The sequence below is a fragment of the Neobacillus canaveralius genome (assembly GCF_047237705.1).
GTDB lineage: Bacteria > Bacillota > Bacilli > Bacillales > Cytobacillaceae > Neobacillus > Neobacillus niacini_K.
In genome coordinates this window covers 2,350,707-2,375,168 of the sequence record NZ_JBDFLL010000001.1, presented here as the reverse complement: position 1 = coordinate 2,375,168, position 24,462 = coordinate 2,350,707, and the positions used below count along the sequence as shown (strand labels likewise).

Here is a 24,462-nt window from a genome sequence, read left to right as displayed (position 1 = left end):
AAATATCCATGAATTTACAAAAATGCATGGATTAAACATAACTTGTTGGAGATAATAACCACGATTACCTTGAAAGGATGGGATGTTAATGTCGTTAGAATGGTTTGACAGAGTTTGTGGCGAGCTTCAGGATCACCTGGAATCTATTTGTGAAGAATATGATCAGGTTGGTCAAATGTCAATAGAGCGAGCTGCCAAACACCCGAGGATCGAATTTTTTGTAGAGACGGAAGATGTTCATACAGAAGATGTCGATAGAGACTATTTTTGCACATTGTTCTTTGACCCGGGGAACGAAGAATTTTACATCGATACCTTTGATGTTGACAGTGGGCATACTGCTAAAGTCATCCTTTCGGACATAGAAGAAATCGTCGACGAAGTACACGCTAGTCTTCATGATTATATGAACGATGATGATCATTACACCGATGACGGAGTCTATCTTACTTCGGACGAAGTCTATGAGGACAGTGACGACTATTATGAAATGGTCGAAGTTGATGATGAAGAAGAGTATTATGAAGCACAGCAAGTAAATGAAGATGATATCTTTGAAGAAATTGATGTAGAATGGAACACGCCTGAGGTAACGGCCTTCAAACATGAGGATGAAGTCGAAGTAACATATCAATTTGGCGTTGTCCCAGAAACCGGTGACGGAGTGCTAAAAAGAGTAAACCGGATTTGGACCACCGATGATGAATTAATCAAAGATGAATCTCATTTTATTTTCAGTAAAGAAGAGGCAAGCACCATTATCGCACTGATTGCCAGCCATATGGATCAATTAAGTGAGTTTAATTTTGACGATATGCAATAAGAAAAGCGAAAGCGCTAGGTGCTTAGCTGAACAATAAAAGTAAAGGAGCAAACCCATTTTGGTTTGCTCCTTTACTTTTTAATCGACTGTGTAATCAATCTCAATTAAGTCCCACGGAGTGATTATTCCGAGTGGAGCTTCATCTGTTTTTCCGTTTTCGGTAATGATAACACCTTCAAGTTTCTTTTTTACCTTATGAGACTTTTCAAAAATCGTTTCCACATCGAAGATATTGGTGCTTTTCGCAACAAAGTCAATTGGATGGTCTTTTTCGTACTTCATAATATCGTATATATGTGTATCGTCTAAATTTACAGATGAGCTTACCATGTTTTGTGCCATCCATTTTACAATCGAGCTAGCTGTCAAAAGACCAGCAAATTCCTTATTTTTATAAATAGGAAATTTCGAATAATTATACTGACGAATCGCCTCCGTCACTTTTAGGATACTATCGTTATAGTCAAAATAAAGCACATTTTTGGTTGCAATCGACAAAGCATAATTCGGACGGCTAAAGACATTGGCAATTTTCTCTATATGCTCAACCACTTTCGCATTTGGTTCGGCGATATAATAGCCAATTTGCATTTTTTCATGGACAATGGCATTCCTTAGTTTCGCATATTGCTCTAGGTCCTTTTTAAAGGTTTCAATGATTTGATATTTCTTTGCTCCAACCTTTACCAATACTACAAATCTATCATCATTAATTTTGACTATGTCCTTCATCGCATCATGCACTTGATTAAAGGCTACCTCAAACCGTTCTGATAGTATTTGTCCTTTTTTCAATTGTTTCATCGCTATCCCTGCCAATATGTTTACTTATTTCTTTCATTATACGTTTATTCTGACTATTTAACTATCCCATTTTTGATAGAGTTGACTAATTTCTTCCTTGTGATTGATCCCTTCATCATCAGGAGTTTCTAATACAAACGGAATATCCTTAATAATCGTGTAGGTAACAATACCCTGAAGAGATTCTTCCTTAATTAAACCATTTTGAAAAATATTGGCATGACGATCCTTTTTGGACCCGGTTGGATACTTAGAATTGTTTAAATGTATGATTTTTAGGTGTTCAAAATAAGCTAATTCTTGACCTTTGGCGAAAAATTCTTCGGTATTTTCCCCATTCCAAAGTCCACTTGCAAACAAATGGCAGGTGTCGAGGCAAAAACCTATTTTCTCCGGATTATCAGCTAGATTTCTTATCTGCACTAATTCCTCAAAGGTCGTGCCGAGAGCTCCCTTTGTTCCAGCGTTATTCTCAATTAATAGTAAACAATCACCGTTCCATTGACTAAGAACAGAATTTAGCATTTCAAGCATTAAATGATAACTTGCCAGCGGGTCTGTTTTACTAATTTGACTGCCAAAATGGACAACCACGCCAACTGAGCCACATGCGTCAGCTATTTCTAGGTCATTTATCAGCGAACTTATCGTTAATTCCTTTTTATCCTCTGAAGGGGTTAAGCTTGTAGAGTATGGAGTATGTGCAACTGATATAATGTTATGCTGCTGACAAAACTCTTTACAGCTTGCGGCATCCCCTCGGTCAAAATCCTTTACCGAAAGGCTTCTCGGGTTCTTTGGAAAATATTGATAAGCAGCTGCTCCAAATGATGCCGCTCGTTTTGCCGCTCCCGAATAACCATTCCTAATACTTACATGACAGCCGAAAATCATCGTATCCCACCATTTTTAGTGTTAGATTTTGCATAATGAGTTTAAACTATTCTTTTTACTGCAGGTGTTGTAAGATAATTCAGGATACTTGCGGGAGGGGAAATAGATGAGAAAAATAACATTATCAAATGGCAAAACAGTAGAAGTCGAATGTTTAAGTTGCGCTTTAACTAGTGGGCTGATTGAACCTGATGGTGGCGTTATTATCGAGACAAAGCATTTCCATGCTCATCAGGATGTTGCCTATCCGATTGAAGGGTTAGTCATATTAGCTTCGAAAAGACATATAAAATGTTTGGATGAACTGACGGATGAAGAACGATTAGATTATATTAATATTATGACGTCAATCAGAAAAGCACAGCGCGAAGTGTTAGGAATTGACTATATTTATTACTTTTATAACGAAGATACTACTCATCATTTTCACACATGGATGGTCCCTCGATATGATTGGATGAATGAGTTTGGCAGGTCAGTTGAATCTGTTCGACCTGTTCTGCTTCATGCAAGAAATCATAGGAATACAGAAGAAAATAAGCACAAGGTTTTGAAGGCAATTGAAGCCTTAAGAAGCGCTTTAACATAGAAAAAACAGACTTACGAAAAGTCTGTTCAGGCTGTCGAGAAAGTCTCGACAGCCTTTTTATAACTTTAACTATGTAGGCAGTTTTTCTGATATAGGAGGCGCGTAGGATCCGTCCTCATGACCTCGGATTGAAGACAAATCCTTATGGCGGCGCATTACGATTTGTCCTCAAGACCCCGGATTAAGGACCAATTCTTCTCGCTGAGACTTACGATTTGTCCTCAAGACCCCCGATTGAGGACAAATCCTTCTCGCTGAGACTTACGATTTGTCCTCAAGACCCCCGATTGAGGACGAATCCTTCTGGCGGCGCGTGTGATTAGTCCTCAAATAGCATTTTCAATAGTTAATAAAAAAAATCGGTAGGTAGGAAACATAGAAAATAAAATTATGCCGAGAAAAATACCTTTTCAAAACAGACTTACGAAAAGTCTGTTTTTTCGTTACCAGCCTGGATACTTTTGGTGCCATTCATCGTTATTTTCATAGGTCTTAGCTAAATCATCAGCTAGCTGCGTCAATTCTTTAGATAACTCTACTTCGCTAACCCAATTTTGTGGAATCCCATTAATACCAAGATAAGCTCCTAAAATATTTCCGGTAATCGCTCCTGTACTATCGCTATCTCCATTATGATTCACAGCAGTGATCACAGCTTTTTCAAAATCAGTTTGATATTTTAAAGCGCAATAGATGGAAATTGCCAGCGCTTCCTCCCCTATCCAGCCCTCTCCCAGACTTTTGATTGCTTGAATATCAGGTGTTTCTGATTTCGCTAACGTAATTGCTTTTTCAATAATATCGCTGCATTCCTTGCTAGATGGGTATAATTTTAACTCTTCTAATGATTGTTCTACCGCTGTCTCTAGGTCTAACCCCTCCAAGATAGCTGCAACGATAAAACTAAGAATTCCAGCAGAAAGGTAGCCACTTGGATGCCCGTGTGTAATCGCCGCACTCTCACAGCCAAGCTTAAATGACTCTTGTTTCTTATAAACTAAACCAACAGGTGCGGTCCGCATCACACCTCCGCAGCCTTTACTATTATTGAGTGGTTCTTCCATGGACCCCATTTTCCCAGACGTCAGTGCATCTAAACAGGTATTCCCGGGTGCTCTTCTTGTATGTAACCCTTCAATTGTATGGATCCAGCCGTCCTTTTCAACGTCGCTGCCCACTCCTTGCGTATCAAGCCAGCGCAAATAGCTTCGATGAATCACTGCAGGAATATGGACAATTCCTCTATTTCTTCCTCTATTTTCTGCGCGCAGGATCCCTTCTGCTGTAAAAATCGTCATTTGGGTATCATCGGTGATCTCTACAAGATTACTTCTCCCTTTTACAAGATTCTTAATCCCCTGGGGACCGTATTTCCGTTTGATTTCATCTAGACTCATAAACTCGACTGGCCATCCCAAGGCGTCGCCAATCGCACCGCCAATCAGGCAGCCTCTACTCCGTTCATTAAGTGTTTTCATATCCGTTCCCCTTATTTATGTAATTTTACCTATATTTTAACAGAAAAAAGAGTTGTATCGAAATGAATACAACTCATCAATGATTGGCTATAATTGAAATCAGTTTATCTTCAATTTTTTTACCTTTAACCTCGTCCATTATATTATTTAACATAATAGAAAATATCAAGGTTTGTCCGCTTTTGGTGGTAACATACCCTGATATGGTACTTACTGTAGAAATAGTACCCGTTTTTGCAAATACCTTCCCTTTTACATCAGGACCTTTCAGCCGGCTTCGTAGGCTGCCGCCTTCCATTTTTTTACTGACACCAGCTACAGGCAATGAATGAAGAAAAGCAGGAAACCAAGATAGCTGCTGGACGGCAACTAACAATTGAGAAAGCTGCGCCGCAGGGACTAAATTGACATGTGATATTCCGGAACCATCTCTAAGGACCAATGTTTCCGTATTGATCCCGAATTTGGCTAGTTCTGCTTCCATAACCTCGAGACCCTTTTCCCAACTGCCTTCCCCTTTTACTACTCTTCCCATCTCTTTTACCAAGGTTTCAGCATGCCCGTTGTTGCTCAGTTTCATAAACGGGACAAGTAATTCCGAAAGCTTTATCGAGTGATGGGTATGTACGATTTCAGCTTCCGTTGGAATGGTTCCGGTTTTTACTTTTCCAGAAAGTCGTATGCCTTGTTCTGTGAGCGATTGTTTAAAAAGTGCTAGCGCATACCGAGTTGGTTCCCAGACACCAATCCATTCCTTTTCACCTTTAGATGTAACAGGTAACGTCCCCGTTATCGTAATCGTGTTTTTGGCGTGCTCCCGTTCATAGGTCAGCTTCTTTTTTCGATCCTCAGGAACCGTTTCGGTTTGATTAATGATTTTGACGAAGTCAGTATTTGGAGTAACGAAAACTTCCGCCTTATCACCTTCTTGTTTACCCGGTTTTACCTCAATCATTACCGAACCCGAATCATAATCATTTGTTGGTGAAGCCGTTAAAGCGGATATTTGTGCACCATAATACGTTTGTTCATCACTCCACGGCAAATCTACCGAATAACGGATATCATCATACCATGTATCGTCACCAATTAAGTGACCGGTGATATTTTGAATCCCCATTGTTTTGAGTTCGGCCGCCATTTTATCAAAGTCTTCTTTTAAGAGAGTAGGGTCGCCCTTTCCTTTTAAATACAGATTTCCTTGCAGGGTTTTCTTTTTTATGGTCCCATCCGTCAGTACTTCTGTTTTGAAGGTGTAATCTTCCCCTAACACCGATAAGGCAGCGGCAGCCGTGAAAAGCTTCATATTCGATGCTGGTCGCAGGCGAACATCTCCTAAATGATCATATAAGACCTCGCCGTTAGTAGCATTCCGTATACTCACTCCAGCGATTGCCCCTTGTAAATCGGGGTCTTCATTTAAAAGTTGATTTAATTGCTGTGCCAAATTGTCCACCGCAAGGACTGGCTGTGTTTGTGGTAATAGTGGTGCAATCAAGCATATTAAAATAATCAAATTTAATCGTTTCAGCAAAATCTGTTTCCAACTTTCTTGTTTTTCAATAAGTGTTTCCTAATAAACGTACTTTTTTTCCTATTCAAAGGTAAATTTTCTCGAAAAAATAAATATATCCGTAATTCGCGAGAACACTATTTCAAAACAGTAATATTCTTACTCAAATAAGCCCAATTCTGCGGAGCCGGCAAGCTTATCTGCCAAAAAGTAGTCCCTGACAACTGGTATACATCGATTAACCGATATTTTTCTATAAAACTTCGAATATCCTCAAACCAAACGACCTGTTCTACCCCCGCGCTCCAATGCCGGTACCATGGGGACCTGGACCTTTGATCAAATTCAATGGTTGAACCTGTCGCAATGGCTTGATTCTGGGCCGCCACAATTGACATGGCACGCGTGGTATTCGTCCCTACGACTTTATCATATCCATAAAGCGGTATAGCAATCTGCAGTTTACGAGGATTGATTTGCGTAAGAGCGTATTGAACCACTTCCTCCATCCACCAGACAGGAGCAATCGGATCCGGCGGTCCGCCTGGGTAACCATAATCAATCGTCATAACAGCCACGATGTCTGCTGCATTCCCTATCGCTGCATAATCATATGCCCCGACAATTCGATTGGTCGGGAGGTCTGCCGTTTTCGCATGTACATTTACATGAAGTATTAACTCTCCCAAAGCATTCTTTAATTCTCTTAAAAATACATTAAAGTCATTACGCTGGAGAGGTGGTATAAATTCAAAGTCGATACTAACCCCGCCAAACCCTCTCTGCTTTGTCAAATTCACAATACTCTGAACCAAATTCCTGCGATAAACCGGATTGGCTAGTACCTTACCGGCAAGCTCAGCGCTAAAATCTAATCCTGTAAAATTACGAATCATCATTAGTGGAGTGATATTCAATTGTTTACTCCGCGCAATAATCGCTGAATCCTCAATCAAGTTATAGGCATAGCCTTCGGTCGTAAATGAATACGCTACCACGGCTAAATACGTTAATTGTCCGGCGAGTGAATCTAATATTGAAAGAACCGCACTGTCCCCAGATGGTACAATAAACCCTAATGTTGCGATTTTTAATTTTACTGGTGAGGGAATATAAATGATTTGACCAACGAAAAGCTGATTTGGATTTATGCCAGGATTGGCCGCTAAAATCGACGAAGTGTCCGTTCTAAACTTCTGTGCTATTTCCCAAATTTGGTCACCCGTTTTTATTTGATAGGAGCGGATTGGCAGTTGGTTGTCTGGGATATACAAGGCGAGACCTGGTACGAGGGTACTTGCTGATGGCAGTCCATTGAGCTTCACAATCGTTTGGATCGGAACACCATACTGATTTGAAATTACCCACAAATTATCCCCCGTTCCCACCACATGTACACCCATACCACTCACACTCCTTTTTACCTACATCATATGGGGAAATCGCATAGATTATGGCTCTTTTGATGAAAAAAACGAACTGGAACAAGCCAGTTCGTTTAACTACCCTATAATCTTGGATCAATGGGTTCTGCTTCTAATGCTAGAATTCCTAACACACATTCATGAACACGTTCCAATGATTCTCTTTTTACGAATCGGGTAACACCCTCTACACCAAGAGCGAATTCCTTCAATGCATTGCGCTGCTTTTTGCCTGCATTCCGTTTCTTTAATCGAGACAAATTTTCAGGAAGCAAATAATCGATTCCATAAATGATATGCAAATACTTGCGACCCCTTACTTTTATTGCAGGCTGGAGTAGTTTTCCTTTGTGGCGTGTAATATACGATTCTGGTTTCACAACAAATCCTTCATGACCATCCTCAGTCATTTTTCCCCACCACTCAATCGCCGCTTTCATCGAGGCTTCATCATTTACAATTCGGTATTCTGTTTCTAAAAACAAACGGGAAATCCCGCCGAATTCTTTATTTTTCTCCATATGCCAAGTGTGCGGCTTGTCAAAAAACGTTTCCGAGCTGTGAGCCAATGTGTGAAATGGGGCGATTTGTATTCCTTCCAATCCTTGTGTTTCCCAACAATATTTCTGATATACCTCATTAAAAACTCTGGCATTTTCGATCCCCACATCATTTTCCTGTACCCAGCTTAAAACATCCTTCCCGCTATCAAGAGCTTGCTCCAGTGAATCCTTTAATTTAAGTCGATCAAGCAGTGCCATTTCACCAACATGCGCATATTGGTTTAAAATCAGATCTTTCGCCTTCAAATTCCATGGCAGGATTTCTGCATCAAGCAAGACAAAATCAGTATTGTACTTCTCAAAATAACCACTTTTTACTAAATCTTCATTCAAGACACTAACCACTTGTTCTTGCAGTTCCTTTTGAAAAAATGCTCTCCCTGTACGCGTATAGATGGTTCCTAATGTTTCCCTGCCAACATACTCCTTGGCAATTTCTTTATTTTTAAATAAAAATAAAATGCCCCTGCTGCCCATGTGTTTCTTTTCCACGACCATTGTATCGACACCATTGTTTTGATAGTATTCGAACGCCTCCATCGGATGCTCGAGGTATTCTTCCAGACGAGACGGTTTTGGCGTCGGACTCATCGTTGGCGGAAGATAGACGATGTCTTCAAGGGGCAAGGTGTAATGCGATAGATCATCTAAAGCTGGTTTCAAGCCATCATCATAAATCATGATCTCGCCGTAGTTCTCCGTGAGCACAGAGTATCCTTCAAGAAACTTCATGATGTTCGGAGGTGCAAGCCTTTTGAGCTCCCATTCCTTCAATGGATTGTCGGGAACATTCGCATAATCCTGTTTCGCCTTGACCGAAACAAATTGTTTTTCTGGATAACGATAAGCGGTTAAACTGCCACCGAAGACTACACCTTGGTCAATATTAAGTGTGTTGTTAACCAGCAATGGCTGTGGCTTTGGATCATGCCCCCAAAGAATCAGTTCACTTGATTTATGGGAGACCGACCAGTCTTTTCGGATTGGCTTACCATTCTGATCAAGCCCCTCACTATCACCATACCGGCAAAAATCAGAAATACGGGGCGACTGCTTGCCAATATAATGGTCCTTGATTCCAGCATGAACAGCTACAACAGTATTAACCTCATTTTTTCGAATAATATAATGAGATTTCGCTTGTAAAAGTAACTCTTTTATTTGTGCCTTTAACTCCTCGGCAGCCTCACCACCGTATTTACGCTCATATTCTTCAAATTCAGCAGCCACATTTTCATCACCATGTGCCATCTTTACATTTTTTCCGTCAAGCCAGCGGGCAATTTTCCAGCCGTGATTGCTGTCAATCATATAAGCATGCCCATTAGCCACATGCCTTTGGAAAAATTTCAATGTCTCTATCGACTTTGGTCCCCGACTCACCACATCACCTAGAGAAAGAATTTTCCTTCCTTCAGGGTGGATGTAATAACCTTCTTCGTTTTCCTGATATCCAAGCTTTGATAACAGTTCCATAAATTCATCATAGCAGCCGTGAACATCCCCTATGAAATCTATTCCCGTACCTACATCAATGAATAACGGGTTTTCTAAACGACTTATATTTAAAACTTCCAACTCATCTTCACCTAGTATGTAAACTCGGCGATATGGCTTCTTTTTAATGAAGCGAAGTGTATTTTTAAAATGTTGATATTGCTGCTTGATTCGGTTTCGGCCACGAGGAAAAGCCCGCTCCATATCCCGTCTCATCAATTCCGTTTCTGAAATATTCAAGACCATTGCAATCACTGGAACATGATACTTCTTCCCCATCTGCAGATATTTTTCATGTTCTTCCTCACGTAAATGAGTGGCGTCGATAAACGTTAATTTATTGAGTTTACAACGTTGAGAAATCACAAAATCCATAGCATTAAATGCAGCACCAGATATTTGCTGGTATTCATGAAATAATGCATCACTTTCGTCTTTGGGACGTCCATTCCAACTAATAAATTCAATATCGCTGACTAGAACGCGAAATTGATCAGAGCTGACCACTTCAGATGGAAGAATCTGCTCTTCTTGGATTAACTGATTCAATAATGTTGTTTTTCCGGTATTAGAAGGTCCGACTAACAGGACAATACCCGCATGAGGTAGATGGATCGTTGTCATTATTCTTCCTCCCTTCTAAAAATCGCTATTTGCGTGGGATGTCCATATGTTGGATGCTTTTCTCCTATCCCTTGAATGCTAACTTGATAAGGAAAGTTTTGAGACCATTTTTTTACATTCTCAGCAAATTGCGTTCTCGTCCATTCAAAACGATGGTCGTCATGGCGCATTTCTTCTTCCATTTCATAAAGCACATTGAATTCCTGATTTGGTGTTGTCACAATCAGGGTCCTAGGACGATAATCATTCAAGATAACATCAAAAATTTTAGGCAGCCTGTCTTCCTCAATATGTTCGATTACTTCACATAAAATGATGATATCTTTGTTTTGCAAACGGCTATCATAATAAAATAATGATCCTGGTAAGGATTGTGGCTTCACATATCCATCTGTCTTAATCACTTGCTCAAATCGTTCGATAGCCTTAATACGCGATCTATTTGAGGGCTCTATCGATAGAATTTCTTGAACTCCTTCTACAAAACCAAGCTGGACGGAGAGACGGCCTTCTCCAGCACCTAGGTCCACAATGGTTTCTTTGTGGGGCAGGGTTTTTATATAGTTCAATATGTGTTCATAGCGTAGATCATTTAAGCGAACCTTCTGGCTCTCGTCATAGCCACGGTTTCTTTGCTTCTTTTCATAGAATTTTGATTGAGAAATGAGTGCATTAAAACGAAGTGCCCGTTTTACAATCAACTGCTTTAGCGGATGGTTTTCTAGCCATCCTTCCCCGTACCGATCTAGTTTTTCAATTTCTCTTTCATCTAAAAAATAATGTTTATAGTTATCAATAACAGGGATGAGAATGGATACATGTTTTAATGCGTTCTGAATGCTGTACCTGCCTGATAGCGTGACAAATCGGGCTGTGCTTTTATCCCGGAGGGTGCTGATTCCAAGCTCAATTTCAGCATTGTACCCAATCGGTTCAAATAAATCAGCAATCTCCTCATCACGCAAATCAGTTGCGACTGGTCCAAATGCAAGCTCCATATCAAAGGGATGATCCACCCATTGTTTGTATTCTTCATCTGGTTTTCCATTTAAAGCAGTCCCTAAAGCCTTGCGAATGGCAGTGATAAAAAGGCTGCTCACGGCAAACTCGCGGTCATTTATGTAATGGGTAATATCAAATAAGTCTGATGAGTTTCTCACTAAATCAATCGGGTCGGGCTTGACATAAATGACAAACTGAACTTCTTCTTTTGTAAATATAGGATAAACAAGGCGGACCTTAAAGCCTTTCTCGTCCCGCTCATACGGGTTATTGGGATTCTTCGCGATAAGATAAGAAACCACATCTGCACCTGAACCCCTAACAGTTAATGAAAGCTGCATACACTACACTTCACTTTCTTCTGAACTAGTTACTCCTACCTACTATCATTGCTTAAAATTGGGTATTTTAGAAATGGTTGTCGATAAAATATAACAGAAGGTAGATTTCACTGGTTTGAAAAATAAACGGAAAAATTCCGACTAATTTGGGAAATACCTATATTTCCCAAAAGACAGGGGGAGTTTTTCCGCTTATCATATTCAAATCTTTGGATTTTGACTAATTTAGAGCAGTTAACAGGAATATCTCCGCTTATATCTGCTACTTAAGCTCCCTCAGTAAACAATAGCAGGAAATTCTCCGCCTATGGATTCTCATACGACACCATCCAAAATTTCGCAAGAAAATAAAAAGGTTCAAATCATTTGCGATTTGAACCTTAAATGGTACTCTTAGAAATCTTCTGCAAAGCGTCTTCTATATTTAGCATTATGGCAGGCATCACAGGTTGGAAACGAGTGATCCCAAGGAAGATTCTTTCCACAGTTTCGACATTTTTTAACGAACTTTCGAATATCGGTTTTTAATTTATCTTGGACCTTGTCACTCATTTCTTCACGCAGCCGCTCCCAATAAATCGCCTCTGTCCGCTCGCCTAATCGATACAAAAAGAGCAAATGCAAGCCTAGTGCTTTATAAGCTAACTCGAGATCCTCTAAACTTCGTTCCTTGTATGGCGGTTCCGGTAAAGGAGTTCCCTGGATAATCGCATACATCGTCTCTTCCCATTGTCTTGTTAACATCGGTTCATTTTTTGAAAAAGGAAGGTGCAAAAACCCATATAGGTCCATTAAAGGTAATCGTGCTTCAATTTCAGTCCCAGCAATTAGATCGTAAAGTGACCGCTCCTCCGCTAATGAAGCTTTTTTCGTTCCTTGTGGGCTTTTGAATTTCCCCCATAGCTCAAAGAACGTTCCTAAATCACGATAATACCGTTGGAACCGCTCGAATACCGAGTTGGTTGGAGCGATCGCAAACGTATGAACTGGCTCATCCTCTTGATTCAGCAATCTCCTCATCAGCCTGATGTCCTTCGTAAATGCAACCTTTCCCACATCATAGATCCCTTTACGGCCTGCTCGTCCGGCGATTTGTTTCACTTCCTGCGAGGTTAACAACCGCCTTCTGGTTCCATCAAATTTCTCATTTTCTAAGAACACTATCCGGCGAATCGGCAAGTTCAAGCCCATTCCAATGGCATCAGTTGATACAATGACCTTAGTTTTTCCAGTATTAAATTGCTCAATTTGCTTTTTTCTTGTTTCTGGGGGCATGCTTCCGTAGATCATGCTGACAGAATGACCATCGCTTTGAAGCCGGGACGCCGTTTCAAGCACTCTCCTTCTTGAAAAACAAATCAGTGCATCCCCTTTTTTTACATGTTTAATATGAAATTCTTTTGATTCCACTTCCAATGGTGTATCCCGGCTGTATTCGTGGATCTCAATGTCCGAATCTCCTAACAGCTGCAGCAGCATCGGTTTGGAGTTCCTGCTTCCGATAATATGGACTTCATGTGCATTTGCCTTGGTGATCGCTTTGTACCAGGAGAAGCCACGGTCCTTATCGGTAATCATTTGTGCTTCGTCAATGACGACAATATCAAAGCTTTCCTTTTCATGAAACATTTCTACCGTGCATGAAAAATGGTTTGCACCCGGTATGATTTTTTCTTCCTCACCCGTTTTTAACGTGCATGGTGTTCCTTCGGCATTTAACTTATCATAAACCTCCAGCGCTAATAGCCTAAGTGGAGCTAGATATAAGCCACTGTTTGCACGCTTCATTTGCTCAAGTGCATGGTGCGTTTTTCCCGTATTGGTTTCACCAATATGAAGTATATAACGAACTCTTCGACCAAACGATGGATTGTACTCCTGGCCGAAAATATCCTCCATCATTCGCTCTTCTTCTTCTCTTTTTCGTTTTAATTCTGCCTCTTCCTCCGCCTTTTTACGTTCTCTTTCGGAGTAGTCCTTTTCAAAAATTTTCTGATGGAAGGTAAGGTCAAATGGAATTTCTGCAATTTTTAATAAATCCGAAAGATATTCCTCTTGGATATCTTCAATAAAATAATCTTCCACTTCATAAAAAAGCTGCGTCATACTTCCCTTAATGAAGGATGGCGTCAGTTTTTCACCAAAGGCTTCTTGAAACTGTTCCTTCATCTCATGCGGAAGCTTTTCCAAAACCCTTTGCGGGATCATTCCAGAAAGATAGTCTGAAATTAAGCTTTCATAGACAAAAAAATACGTTTGATATTCATACAAACTTCGTCCCGAGTGAACGGTCTTATGAATATCACCTGTAAGTTCCTCAAAAAACTTTGCCACTGTCGTGTATGAGTTGGGATTAAAATGACCCTCATCTACTAACTTTTCTTCCAGCGCAAAGGTATCGACGTTTTGAAATTTCACATTGTTCTTGATGTCAGCAGCCAATTGCTTCGCAGTAAAATAACGAACATAGAGATAACATTCAGCGTAATCCTTTTCCAATATTTCAGTTGCCAATTCTTCTATTTTTTCTGCGAGCCTATGGCGCAATTCGGCAAGGCGGTTCGCTTCTTGTCTTTTGATAAAATCTGTTTTCGCTTGGTGATATCTTTGTTCCCATTCCTCTTTTTGATCTTTAAAGGTATCCTTAGTCCATTCCAGTACATTAAATGGCTGATACTCTCTCATTTCATCCCGAAATAGTTTATTAATAAGTTTGCGGTCCACACCTTGAACTTCAAATCCTTTTTCCCGCAAAAAATCTTTTTTCTCATTCTTTGGGACATCATTGGTGACCTTATTCAGCCAGACATTGATCCAAATTTGTTCGAGATAATGCCCGCGATCGTTTAAATATTCGTTAAATGACGGCATACTTTCCTTTGATTCTAAATAATGATTCATATCTTCGACGACTTTATTCTTGGTATGTTCAATCGCTTGAGGGTAAACAGCGGTTAGTTTATTCAACTTCTTCCCTCCCTTTATCCTAATTTGGTATGTTTAGTTTATCACTAAACACGTAATCGAACAAATATTCGGACTTTAAATTTCACGTTTATTGCAGTATTCATCGACTAAATCCTCGATCTGATCTAGTTCAGGAAAATCCCCTGAAAATTCAAATTTGATTTCTTCAATCAATCGATTCTTGTTGTAGACATGAATCGCACCATTTTGGTGGCTGACACTGAATTCCGGTACAAAGCGAAATCCGTTTCGTTCAATAGCTCCCATGATAATCCCCTTTTTTTGAATTTTTTTTAGTATTTACTATTATGCTGTCGTTAATCTTCAAAATCAGAACGCTGCCAAGTTACCTAATCCCCATATGGTACTAAGAAAACAGGTCTAATCATATTCTCATAGGAGAAAACGTTAAGAAGGAGTGGGAAGTCGGTGATAAATGTAAAGGTTCGTTTACGGCCCATTGTCAGCAAGATAAATTTACCCACTGTTTTAAAAACAGCTTTCCTACCGGGTGACTCAGTGGAAAGATTATTTATTGCTACCCAGGTCGGAGAAATCTTTTTTGTAAATAATGGAGGTATTAGGACTTTTTTAGATATTCGTTCGCGGATTATAAGACTTGGTGCTTCTGGTGGTTATGATGAACGTGGATTGCTAGGGCTGGCGTTTCATCCCCAATTTTATTATAACGGTCTGTTTTATCTACATTATTCAGCAGCCGGAACACAAGGTCCAGGTGCTCTTTCTGAATCTTTTACACCAAACCCTTGTGATCCTGGAACATTAAACCTGAGATGGATAAATAGAGAAACTCAATATGACCATATTGATACAGTGGAGGAATGGATTTTACAATCGAATGGTCAACCCCAAAAACGACGGACATTACTTAATGTAAGAAGACCTTTTATGAATCATAATGGCGTTAACAGCTTAAACTTTTCCCCTGAGACAGGAAAACTTGTTATAACAACAGGAGATGGAGGGTCAGGCTATGATCCCTTTAATTTAAGTCAGGATACGATGGAAATTGCAGGTAAGATTATTGAAATCGACGTTGTAAAAAATACAGGTATCCCGAATCCACCCGTGGTTACACGTTTTAATGAACTTCCTGTACCTATTCAGGAAACACTTTCTGTAATGGCGAAAGGAGTTCGCAACATTTCTGGCATTTCTTATCAAAGGGTTCAACATCAGTATATTAAATACGTGGGGAATGTCGGACAGGATTTGGAAGAGTCGATTTTTTCATTCTTTCATTATAAGCCAATACCAGTTACTCAGCTTGTTCGTGCCGCTTCAATGAATGTTGACCTTGACCAAGAAGGATTAATTAATTTTGGCTGGCGGGGATGGGAAGGTGATTTTCCTACTTCATTTATCAGGGGCTGCACTAATAATCCGGCTTTAGATGAAAAAATAATTGCTTTTTACAATGAAGCAATAACTACTTCAGTGAGGCGTCTTCAGCCTTTGACTAGTTATTATCATAGAGATCCACGTCCCGATAAATTTAGTGGAACCGCCCTTACAGGAGTGCAAGCCTATATGGGTCATGCAATACCCGCTTTAACGGGAAGCGTTGTGTTTATCGATCTTTCCCGGAAAGAATCCCAACCTCAAGCTAGAGGGGCCTTAGCCTACTCCAGTATAAGACAAGATGGTAAACAAAGTGATTTTAGTGTAATTCAAACCGAATATGATTATGGATCTCAAGCCGCATATTATGTAAGTTTGGGAAGTAATCTGGATCAAAGCAGACTATATTTAGGGGTTTATGGATCTATGAAGGTGACTGATTTAAACCAGGGTACTGTTTTTGAAATTGTTCCTTGATTCTTTCAAATAAAAAAGGGAGTGGAGTAAATCCATTCCCTTCCTGGCTAGGCACCAATTTGTCATTAAAATTTAGTGAATTTTAGTTTGAAATCACCTTTATACGGAACATGTTCAACGGTTATCGTTATGTTTTTACCATCTTTGTCTTTACCCATTCTTTTATAGGTGAATTTCTTTTCATTCAGCTCTGTTAGTTCAAGAACTGCACCGTACTTCATTCCTAATGAAACATGTGCTCTTAATTTATTCCCGTGGACAACATCGTAATACCCGTAATCACCACGGCTTGCACCTGTTTTCGCATCAAAAAATTCATATTTATTTGTCTTAAAATCATATTTCGCAAGTCCTAGAAAATTTGTGTTATAGGCTGACACATCATTACCGTTTTCATCTAATGCCACAGTTCCTTGCCAAAGGGTATCTGATAGGATTTTATCTCCATCCTTATCTGTAACAATTTCTCCCGTTTTTGTTACCAAGGTCTTATCTGGATCCGTAAAAGATAGATTTGTTTTTTTATATGGAATATGATCAACAAATACCTCTACTTCGTTACCATTCGCATCTTTTCCCATTCTCTTATAAGTAAATATGTCTTTATTAAGTTTTGTTATTTCAACAACAGCTTGGTATCCCATTGATTCAGATATTAATACTCTATTCTTTCCATCGTTGGTGATAAAGAACGTTCCTTTGTCACCGCGGCTCTTTTTTGTGGTTTTATCAAAAAATTCATATCTCGCGGTTTTATCATCATATTTCGCAAGACCAATAAAGTTTGCATTCTCCTTTGATAAGTCATTTTTATCCTTATCATATACTTTTGTACCTTGCCAATTTGTGCTGCTTAAAATATTTACGAATTCCTGTCCTTTGGTTTCCTTATTTTGTTCACTTCCCTTTTTTTCTGTTTGTTCTTGCTTCTGGTCATTTGTTTGCGCCTGTGTGATTGTGCTGCATCCTGAAATAACTAAAGTTAAACCAAGAAGAATAGATGGTAGCATTTTTGCTTTTTTGTTCATTTTTTGTCTCCTCATTTCTTTATTTTGGTGTCAATTCCACGGTTTTGTTCCTGATTAAGTCTTTACACAACCTAGTTATTTTGCCCCTGCTTTTACCAATATATTTTCAATCTCATTAAAACCTTTCCTTCGTGCATGCTGTAAAGGGGTTACATTATTATGATCGGGAATATTCACATCTGCCCCATGATCGATCAACAATTGCACTGTTTGCTGCTGTTTTTCATCACCATTATTCAATATTATAGCTTCAAGTAAAGCTGTCCAGCCGAGATCATTTATATGATTTATATCGATATCAGTATTGGTAAGAAGTTCTTTAATAACATCTACATATCCATGTTCTGAGGCAGGGATTAAAGCAGTTCCTCCATACCGGTTCGTTATAGATGGGTCGGCACCCGCTTTAATCGTAAATTTTAGGATTTCAATATACCCTTCAGCACCAGCATACAGGAAGGGGTTATTTTCTATTTCATCCTGGATATTGACATCTGCTCCCGCGTCAATAAGTATTTTTGCTGTCTCTGCATCGTTGTTGTATGTCGCAATCATTGCGGAGGTTCGCCCGTCTGAGTCCTGTGTATTAATATCGACACCTTTCTCAATTAATTTTCTTACGGTATCCGCATCTTTGCCTTTTGCTGCTTGAATCAGTTGTTCCTCCATATCTATCTCTTCTTTTATCTCATTCTCCTGTTTATTGAAATCACCATCATTAACTGAGACACATCCATGAAGAATGAATATAGTTCCAATGACTATTGCTTGGCGCCTCCACATGACTTTCACCACCTGTCGCTATATTCTATTTGCTATCCTCCCTCATTCATTTGGCCATACATTTATGTTAATACGTAATGTTAAACTCCCTCGAAAGAATTTCTTAAAAAAAGATAAACTTTTTCAGAAAATTTCTTCATGTTTATAAAAAAAGATCCGCCACCTCGTGACGGATTGTATTTATATTATTTAGCTTAAACATTGAATCGATAGCCTGCTCCCCAAACCGTTTCTAAATATTTCGGATGGGCAGGATCCTTTTCAATTTTACCGCGTATTTTTCTGATATGAACGGTCACAGTTGAAACATCTGCTGCCATTTCATAGCCCCAAATATGTTCATATAGCTGCTCTTTGTTCAAGACTTGATTCGGGTGATTCACAAGAAATACCAACAAGTCAAATTCCTTTGTTGTGAACGATGTCTCCTCACCGTTAAGAAAAACTTTACGCGCTGACTTATCAATCATAATCTCTTTAACCTTAATCATATTTGATTTTGTTTGATTTCCAGCTAGTCGTTCATATCGATCTATATGTGCTTTCACCCTAGCTACCAACTCACTTGGACTAAAAGGCTTGGTAATATAATCATCTGCTCCTAAACCGAGACCTCGGATTTTATCGATATCCTCTTTTTTTGCGGAAACAAACAGAATCGGAATATTTTTAATTTGACGTACTTGTTTGCATATATCAAACCCATTTACGCCTGGGAGCATGATGTCTAAAATAATCAAATCATAATCATTTTCAAGTGCCATTTGGAGTCCTGAATCACCAGAATGTTCAACATCTACATGAAACTGATGAATCTCTAAGTAATCTCTTTGTAATTCTGCGATACTTACTTCATCCTCGACCAATAATATCTTTTTCATTTTTACACACCTTTCTTTATAGAAAAGAAAACACTCGTACCTTTGCCTTTCTCGCTCGTTGCCCAAATCTCACCTTCGTGCTCTTCTATGATGTGTTTGGCAATGGCTAGTCCTAATCCACTTCCGCCAGTCCGGGAATTCCTAGACTTTTCTGCCCGGTAAAAACGATTAAAAATGAACGGCAACGCAGAAGGTTCTATCCCATAGCCATTGTCCGTTACTTCTACAACGGCATCAAAAGGGCCTTCATGCAGTTGAATTGAAATATACTGATCACCTTTATTCATATACTTAACACAATTGTTAATGAGATTTACTAAAACACGTTTTAACTTCTCACGGTCAGCGGTCACGTATATCGGTTTATTTGGTGAATGGTGGTGAATCTGTATCCCTTTTTGAACTAAATCCAGATGAAGTTTCTCTACAAAATCTTTCATGTATTCAACTAGTTCAATCGTTTCAAAAGTGAAGGACTCTTTCTTTAAATCTAGTTTTGAAAATAAAAACAGTTCGTCGATTAAAGAATCCATATCCCTTGCTTTGACATGAATGGTGGTTAAATACTTCTCCATTTTCTCCGGGGTATTTGCTACACCGTCTTTTATTCCCTCCACATAACCGATAATTGAAGTAATCGGTGTTTTTAAATCATGTGAAATATTTGAAAGAAGTTCTTTTCGATTTTCCTCATATTGAAGTTGGAGGGTGATCGACTCCTTTAGTTTTAGTCTCATTTCCTCAAACGTTTTATTTAATTGTCCGATTTCATCATTGAAAGTTGTTTTGATTTCAAAATGTAAATCACCCGATTTAATCCGTTCTGCACCCTCTTTTAGAATGGAGATTGGCCTGATAATGCTTCTTGAGACTAAATAGTTTAGCAACCCAATAATCATGATAAACAGGAGCAGTAAAAGACCTAATAAGATAGGAAACAGCTCTTGCATCAATTGAGTATTTGAGCTTACCTTCCTTAATACAAAAATACTTCCTTTACTTTTGTCCGAAAAATAAAAATCAAACTTCACATACGTAAAATAGAAGTCATTGAGTTTAATGGAATCCCGCGTGTTTATATTCGTTTCCTCAAACTTAGGAAGTGACGTAACCAATGCCAGCTGATCTATTGTAGAAGTCGCATACTCAATGTTGTTATCTTTTCTAACGACAATTTTGATATCTTGCTGTTCAAGCTTCTTCAGTTGTTCTTTATATAATAGCTGCTCAGGGTTATTTTTTGCCAAAAGTTTTAAATCCAGAAACACACTTTCCTCAACTGGAGTCAAAGGTTTTTGAAGATATGATTTCTTATAAAAGTTCGCTATTGAATTTACATCGCCCGTTATGGTAAAAAGAAGCAAATAACCAGCAGCTAAAAACAAAGAGATAGAAAAAACAATTACCCCCACGTATGACAAAAGAAACCTCATTTTAATGGACATACTTCACCTCCAATCCACCGCTTTCACTAAATTTCCATAAAGACTAATTGAACCATATCACACAAATCTTAAAAATTTCGAAAAAATAAAGAAAAAATCTCAAAACAGATTAGAAAAACATACAAAAAACGCTGCATAAACAGCGTTTTTTGCATAAATGGTGCCTGTCACCTTTTAATGTCCGCTCTATTCGCTTAATGAACATCATGCTTCTTGAAGTTTCCACCTTTTACTTCTGCCACGTCATATACGATAACAAAGGCATTTTCGTCAATTTCGTTTATGATTTCTTTCATTTTGCTTTCTTCTAAACGGTTAATGACGCAATTGATTTCTTTGAATTTTTCGTTTGAATAACCACCTTCCACTACGTTATACGTTGCCCCTCGTCCCAAATTTTCACGAATCTTTTCTACCATTAATTCTGGCGCATTGGTAATTATCTTAAAAGTTTTAGAACCACTTAAACCCTCTTCCACAATATGTATGACCTTAGAGGCGATATAGTAAGCAATTGCCGATAGAAAGGCTCCTTGAAGACCGAAGGCTGTTGACACAACGATAAAGACGAACATATTTAAAAATAAAATAAGATCACTGGTTCCAAACGGTAATTTACGAGAAAGTAGTACGGCTAACATATCAATTCCATCTAATGCACCGCCATTTCGCAATGCTAACCCCATTCCAAAACCGATAATGATTCCACCAACAACCGTTATTAACAAGGTATCTCCTTCAATAATGGGTGGTAAATGGTGCATAAGGATCGTTCCAATGGCTAACGACGCGATACCAATAACAGAATAAATGGCAAAACTTGTGCCAATCTGTTTATATCCTAAAAATACGAATGGAATATTCAATACAGCGATGAGTAGTCCTAGAGGTAATCCGATTAATTTTGACCCAACGATACTCAGTCCCGTCACACCGCCATCTGATACGTTATTGGGAATTAATACAGTTTCTAGTCCATATGCTGTAATAATAGCCCCAATAATAACCAATAAAGCTCGTGAAATCATTTTTAGTTTATTGGGTTTTTGTTTAGTGTTGGCACTCAATTTAATCTCCTGCTTTCGTAACTATTTTCAGATTTAACTATTATTCTCCTTCTATGTATTCAAAATCCCTTTTTTCGAATCTTTTGAGTTTAAAAAAATGAACGAGGGTGGCACTTCTTATTTTTAATGGACCAAAAGCTTCTCCTAAAAAGAAAAAGAGACCAAATCAACTATGGGATTTGGTCTCCAAATGGTTTATTATCACAATTATTTCTTCTAAATAAGTGAACTATGCTGTTGTATAAACTTCCTTCTTATTTGATTCATGACGAATCGTTGCTTGTGCAGCCGCTAATCTAGCTAACGGCACACGGTATGGCGAACAGCTTACATAATCAAGTCCGGTTTTGTAGCAGAAATCAATCGATGTTTTTTCTCCGCCATGCTCTCCACAAATCCCTGTTTTCAATGTAGGTTTTGCTCCACGACCAAGTTTAACGCCCATTTCTACTAATCTGCCAACACCATCTTGATCAAGAACGGCAAACGGATTTTCAGGCAGAACCTTGTTTTCGATATAATTCTGAAGGAACTTGCCTTCTGCATCGTCACGGCTGTATCCGAATGTTGTTTGTGTTAAATCGTTTGTACCAAATGAGAAGAAATCAGCTTCTTGTGCAATTTGGTCAGCGGTTAGCGCCGCACGTGGAATTTCAATCATCGTTCCAATTGTATATTCAAATTGCTTGCCTGTTTCTTCCTGCACCTTTACAGCCGCATCGATGACAAGCTGGCGCATTTCTTTCAACTCGTTGACATGACCAACAAGTGGAATCATGATTTCGGGCTGAACTTCCATTCCTTTGTCTGCAAGTTTAGCAGCAGCGTAGAAAATTGCCTTTGCCTGCATTTCATAAATTTCCGGATAAACCATTCCTAGACGGCAGCCTCGGTGTCCAAGCATTGGGTTGAACTCGTCTAATTGTCGTACCTTTTTCAATAGTAACTCTTTCTTCTTGAGTTCAGGTGAAGTAGGGTCGAGAATTTGCAGCTTCGTAACTTCGACTAACAACTCCTCCTTATCTGGTAAAAACTCATGTAATGGCGGGTCTAATAATCGAATCGTTACTGGGAAACCGTGCATGGCTTCAAATATCCCTTCAAAATCACCTTGCTGCATTGGGAGCAGTTCATCAAGAGCTTCCATTCGCTCTTTGTACCTCTCAGCTAATATCATTTTTTGTACGATTGGAATCCGCTTCAAGTCCATAAACATATGTTCTGTACGACACAACCCTATTCCACCGGCACCAAATTCAAATGCTTTTTGTGCATCCTCTGGATTATCGGCATTCGCTCGAACCCCAATCTTTCTTTCCTGGTCAGCCCATGCAAGTAAAAGCTGGAATTCATCAGAAAGCTGTGGTTCAATCATTGGAATTTCGCCAAGCATGATTTCACCTGTGGAACCATCAATGGTGATGACATCTCCGTAGTTGATCACCTTTTCGTCAACGGTAAATTGCTTTGCCTTTACATCAATTTTTAGTGCGTCACATCCGCAAATACATGCCTTCCCCATACCACGAGCAACAACTGCAGCATGACTTGTCATACCGCCACGGCTGGTAACAATAGCCTGCGCAGCCACAATTCCGTGAATATCATCAGGAGTTGTTTCTGGACGGACAAGAATAACTTTTTTACCTGCATTTCCGAGTTCTTCAGCTTCATCTGCGTCAAACACGACCTGACCAGTTGCTGCACCAGGTGACGCAGGAAGACCTTTTGCTAATAGCGTCCGTACATATTTATCATCAATACGACGGTGAAGAAGCTGATTTAATTGATCAGGATCGACACGAAGCAATGCTGTCTTTTTATCAATAATTCCTTCTTCGACCATTTCAACGGCAATTCGAATCGCAGCTTGGGCTGTCCGCTTACCATGACGGGTTTGAAGAATAAACAACTGACCACGTTCTACGGTGAATTCAATGTCCTGCATTTCTTTGTAATGCTGTTCAAGACGATTGCATGTGTCAGCAAATTGCTTATAAACGGCTGGCATTTCATCCTTTAAGGTTTGAATGGGCTGTGGTGTACGAATTCCTGCTACCACATCTTCCCCTTGAGCATTAATTAGGTACTCTCCGTATAAAACATGCTCACCTGTTGAAGGATTTCGAGTGAAGGCTACGCCTGTCCCTGAATCATTCCCCATGTTTCCGAACACCATGCTTTGAATATTCACAGCCGTTCCAAGGTGATCAGGAATTTTATTTAAGCGGCGGTACACAATTGCACGCTGATTATTCCAAGAATCAAATACCGCATTAATCGCAAGAAAAAGCTGTTCCTTTGGATCCTGAGGAAATTCTTTTCTAGTATGCTTTTTAACAATTCCTTTGTAGCCCTCAATGACCTCTTTCCAGTCCTCAGCAGTCATTTCGGGGTCAGCACTATAGCCTTTATGGTCGCGTGTTTCTTCTAATAATTGTTCAAAATAAAATGTATTGATATCAAGGACAACATTACTGAACATTTGGATGAAACGACGGTAAGAATCATAGGCAAAACGAGGATTATTTGTTAATTTTCCCATACCAATAACCGTTTCATCATTCATACCCAGGTTCAAGACCGTGTCCATCATTCCTGGCATTGAAAATACTGAACCTGAGCGTACAGAAACAAGCAGCGGATTTTGTGCATCACCTAGTTTTTTTCCCATTTTCTCTTCTAGGTTGCTTAAAGCTCCTAATACTTGACTCTCAACAACCGATGGAATTGTTTTTCCTGCATCATAATATGCATTACATGCTTGAGTTGAAATGGTAAAACCATAAGGAACAGGTAAGCCGATACGCGTCATTTCCGCTAAGTTCGCTCCTTTTCCTCCAAGTACTTCCTTCATATTTCCATTTCCTTCATGAAACAAGTAAACGAATTTTTCCATC

The 24,462-nt window shown here is 39.2% G+C and carries 18 protein-coding genes; 3 read left to right on the top strand and 15 right to left on the bottom strand.

The genetic code is table 11. From position 1 onward, the window contains the following. Positions 1 to 88 precede the first annotated feature (88 nt). Positions 89 to 823, top strand: a complete 735-nt coding sequence (locus ABC255_RS12200) for a hypothetical protein (RefSeq protein WP_412993798.1) — start codon at positions 89 to 91, stop codon at positions 821 to 823. Between the two features lie 78 nt (positions 824 to 901). On the opposite strand, the gene ABC255_RS12195 is transcribed toward ABC255_RS12200, so the two are convergent. Beyond that, positions 902 to 1,627 (bottom strand): CBS domain-containing protein, encoded by a 726-nt coding sequence (locus ABC255_RS12195; protein WP_412993796.1) that lies wholly within the window; start codon positions 1,625 to 1,627, stop codon positions 902 to 904. Positions 1,628 to 1,684: 57 nt separating this feature from the next. Continuing rightward, a complete protein-coding gene (locus tag ABC255_RS12190; protein ID WP_412993795.1) occupies positions 1,685 to 2,521 on the bottom strand; it encodes a deoxyribonuclease IV in 837 nt (278 codons plus the stop codon). A 106-nt stretch (positions 2,522 to 2,627) separates the two neighbouring features. Here ABC255_RS12190 and ABC255_RS12185 point away from each other — a divergent pair, with 106 nt between their 5' ends. Further along, entirely contained in the window at positions 2,628 to 3,110 is a 483-nt protein-coding gene (locus tag ABC255_RS12185) for an HIT family protein (protein WP_412993794.1), read from the top strand. Between the two features lie 443 nt (positions 3,111 to 3,553). On the opposite strand, the gene ABC255_RS12180 is transcribed toward ABC255_RS12185, so the two are convergent. The 7 genes from ABC255_RS12180 to ABC255_RS12150 all read right to left on the bottom strand — a co-directional run bounded on the left by ABC255_RS12180 (position 3,554) and on the right by ABC255_RS12150 (position 14,786). Next, positions 3,554 to 4,588, bottom strand: a complete 1,035-nt coding sequence (locus ABC255_RS12180) for an ADP-ribosylglycohydrolase family protein (RefSeq protein WP_412993792.1) — start codon at positions 4,586 to 4,588, stop codon at positions 3,554 to 3,556. Between the two features lie 76 nt (positions 4,589 to 4,664). After that, positions 4,665 to 6,122, bottom strand: coding sequence for a D-alanyl-D-alanine carboxypeptidase/D-alanyl-D-alanine endopeptidase (dacB, locus tag ABC255_RS12175; protein ID WP_412993790.1), 1,458 nt, complete (start codon positions 6,120 to 6,122; stop codon positions 4,665 to 4,667). Between the two features lie 116 nt (positions 6,123 to 6,238). Next, a complete protein-coding gene (locus tag ABC255_RS12170) occupies positions 6,239 to 7,504 on the bottom strand; it encodes a glycosyl hydrolase family 18 protein (RefSeq protein WP_412993788.1) in 1,266 nt (421 codons plus the stop codon). 104 nt (positions 7,505 to 7,608) lie between these two features. Continuing rightward, positions 7,609 to 10,209 carry a polynucleotide kinase-phosphatase gene (locus ABC255_RS12165; RefSeq protein ID WP_412993786.1) on the bottom strand — a complete coding sequence of 867 codons (2,601 nt, stop codon included), beginning with the start codon at positions 10,207 to 10,209 and terminating at the stop codon, positions 7,609 to 7,611. Next, on the bottom strand, positions 10,209 to 11,552 hold the full coding sequence (locus tag ABC255_RS12160; RefSeq protein ID WP_412993784.1) for a 3' terminal RNA ribose 2'-O-methyltransferase Hen1: 1,344 nt from the start codon (positions 11,550 to 11,552) through the stop codon (positions 10,209 to 10,211). Before ABC255_RS12160 ends, ABC255_RS12165 begins: the two co-directional genes overlap by 1 nt. Positions 11,553 to 11,945: 393 nt before the next feature. Beyond that, positions 11,946 to 14,519: a helicase-related protein gene (locus ABC255_RS12155; RefSeq protein WP_412993782.1), complete on the bottom strand. Its 2,574-nt coding sequence runs from the start codon at positions 14,517 to 14,519 to the stop codon at positions 11,946 to 11,948. 75 nt (positions 14,520 to 14,594) lie between these two features. Further along, entirely contained in the window at positions 14,595 to 14,786 is a 192-nt protein-coding gene (locus ABC255_RS12150; protein WP_412993781.1) for a YbxH family protein, read from the bottom strand. 162 nt (positions 14,787 to 14,948) lie between these two features. On the opposite strand from ABC255_RS12150, the gene ABC255_RS12145 reads away from it, so the two are divergent. Continuing rightward, a complete protein-coding gene (locus ABC255_RS12145; protein ID WP_412993779.1) occupies positions 14,949 to 16,358 on the top strand; it encodes a PQQ-dependent sugar dehydrogenase in 1,410 nt (469 codons plus the stop codon). A gap of 65 nt (positions 16,359 to 16,423) precedes the next feature. Here the strand turns inward: ABC255_RS12145 and ABC255_RS12140 are convergent, their stop codons facing one another. From ABC255_RS12140 to ppdK, 6 genes are all read right to left on the bottom strand, one after another. Beyond that, a complete protein-coding gene (locus tag ABC255_RS12140) occupies positions 16,424 to 17,386 on the bottom strand; it encodes a DUF4822 domain-containing protein (RefSeq protein ID WP_412993778.1) in 963 nt (320 codons plus the stop codon). Between the two features lie 75 nt (positions 17,387 to 17,461). After that, the gene (locus tag ABC255_RS12135) at positions 17,462 to 18,169 is read right to left on the bottom strand and encodes an ankyrin repeat domain-containing protein (protein ID WP_412993776.1); all 708 of its coding nucleotides are present in this window, start codon (positions 18,167 to 18,169) and stop codon (positions 17,462 to 17,464) included. A gap of 194 nt (positions 18,170 to 18,363) precedes the next feature. Continuing rightward, positions 18,364 to 19,050: a response regulator transcription factor gene (locus ABC255_RS12130; RefSeq protein WP_412993774.1), complete on the bottom strand. Its 687-nt coding sequence runs from the start codon at positions 19,048 to 19,050 to the stop codon at positions 18,364 to 18,366. Positions 19,051 to 19,052: 2 nt separating this feature from the next. Continuing rightward, positions 19,053 to 20,495, bottom strand: a complete 1,443-nt coding sequence (locus ABC255_RS12125) for a sensor histidine kinase (RefSeq protein WP_412993772.1) — start codon at positions 20,493 to 20,495, stop codon at positions 19,053 to 19,055. A gap of 194 nt (positions 20,496 to 20,689) precedes the next feature. After that, positions 20,690 to 21,523, bottom strand: a complete 834-nt coding sequence (locus ABC255_RS12120) for a YitT family protein (RefSeq protein WP_412998545.1) — start codon at positions 21,521 to 21,523, stop codon at positions 20,690 to 20,692. 268 nt (positions 21,524 to 21,791) lie between these two features. Continuing rightward, positions 21,792 to 24,461, bottom strand: a complete 2,670-nt coding sequence (gene ppdK / locus ABC255_RS12115) for a pyruvate, phosphate dikinase (RefSeq protein WP_412993770.1) — start codon at positions 24,459 to 24,461, stop codon at positions 21,792 to 21,794. Position 24,462 lies beyond the last annotated feature (1 nt).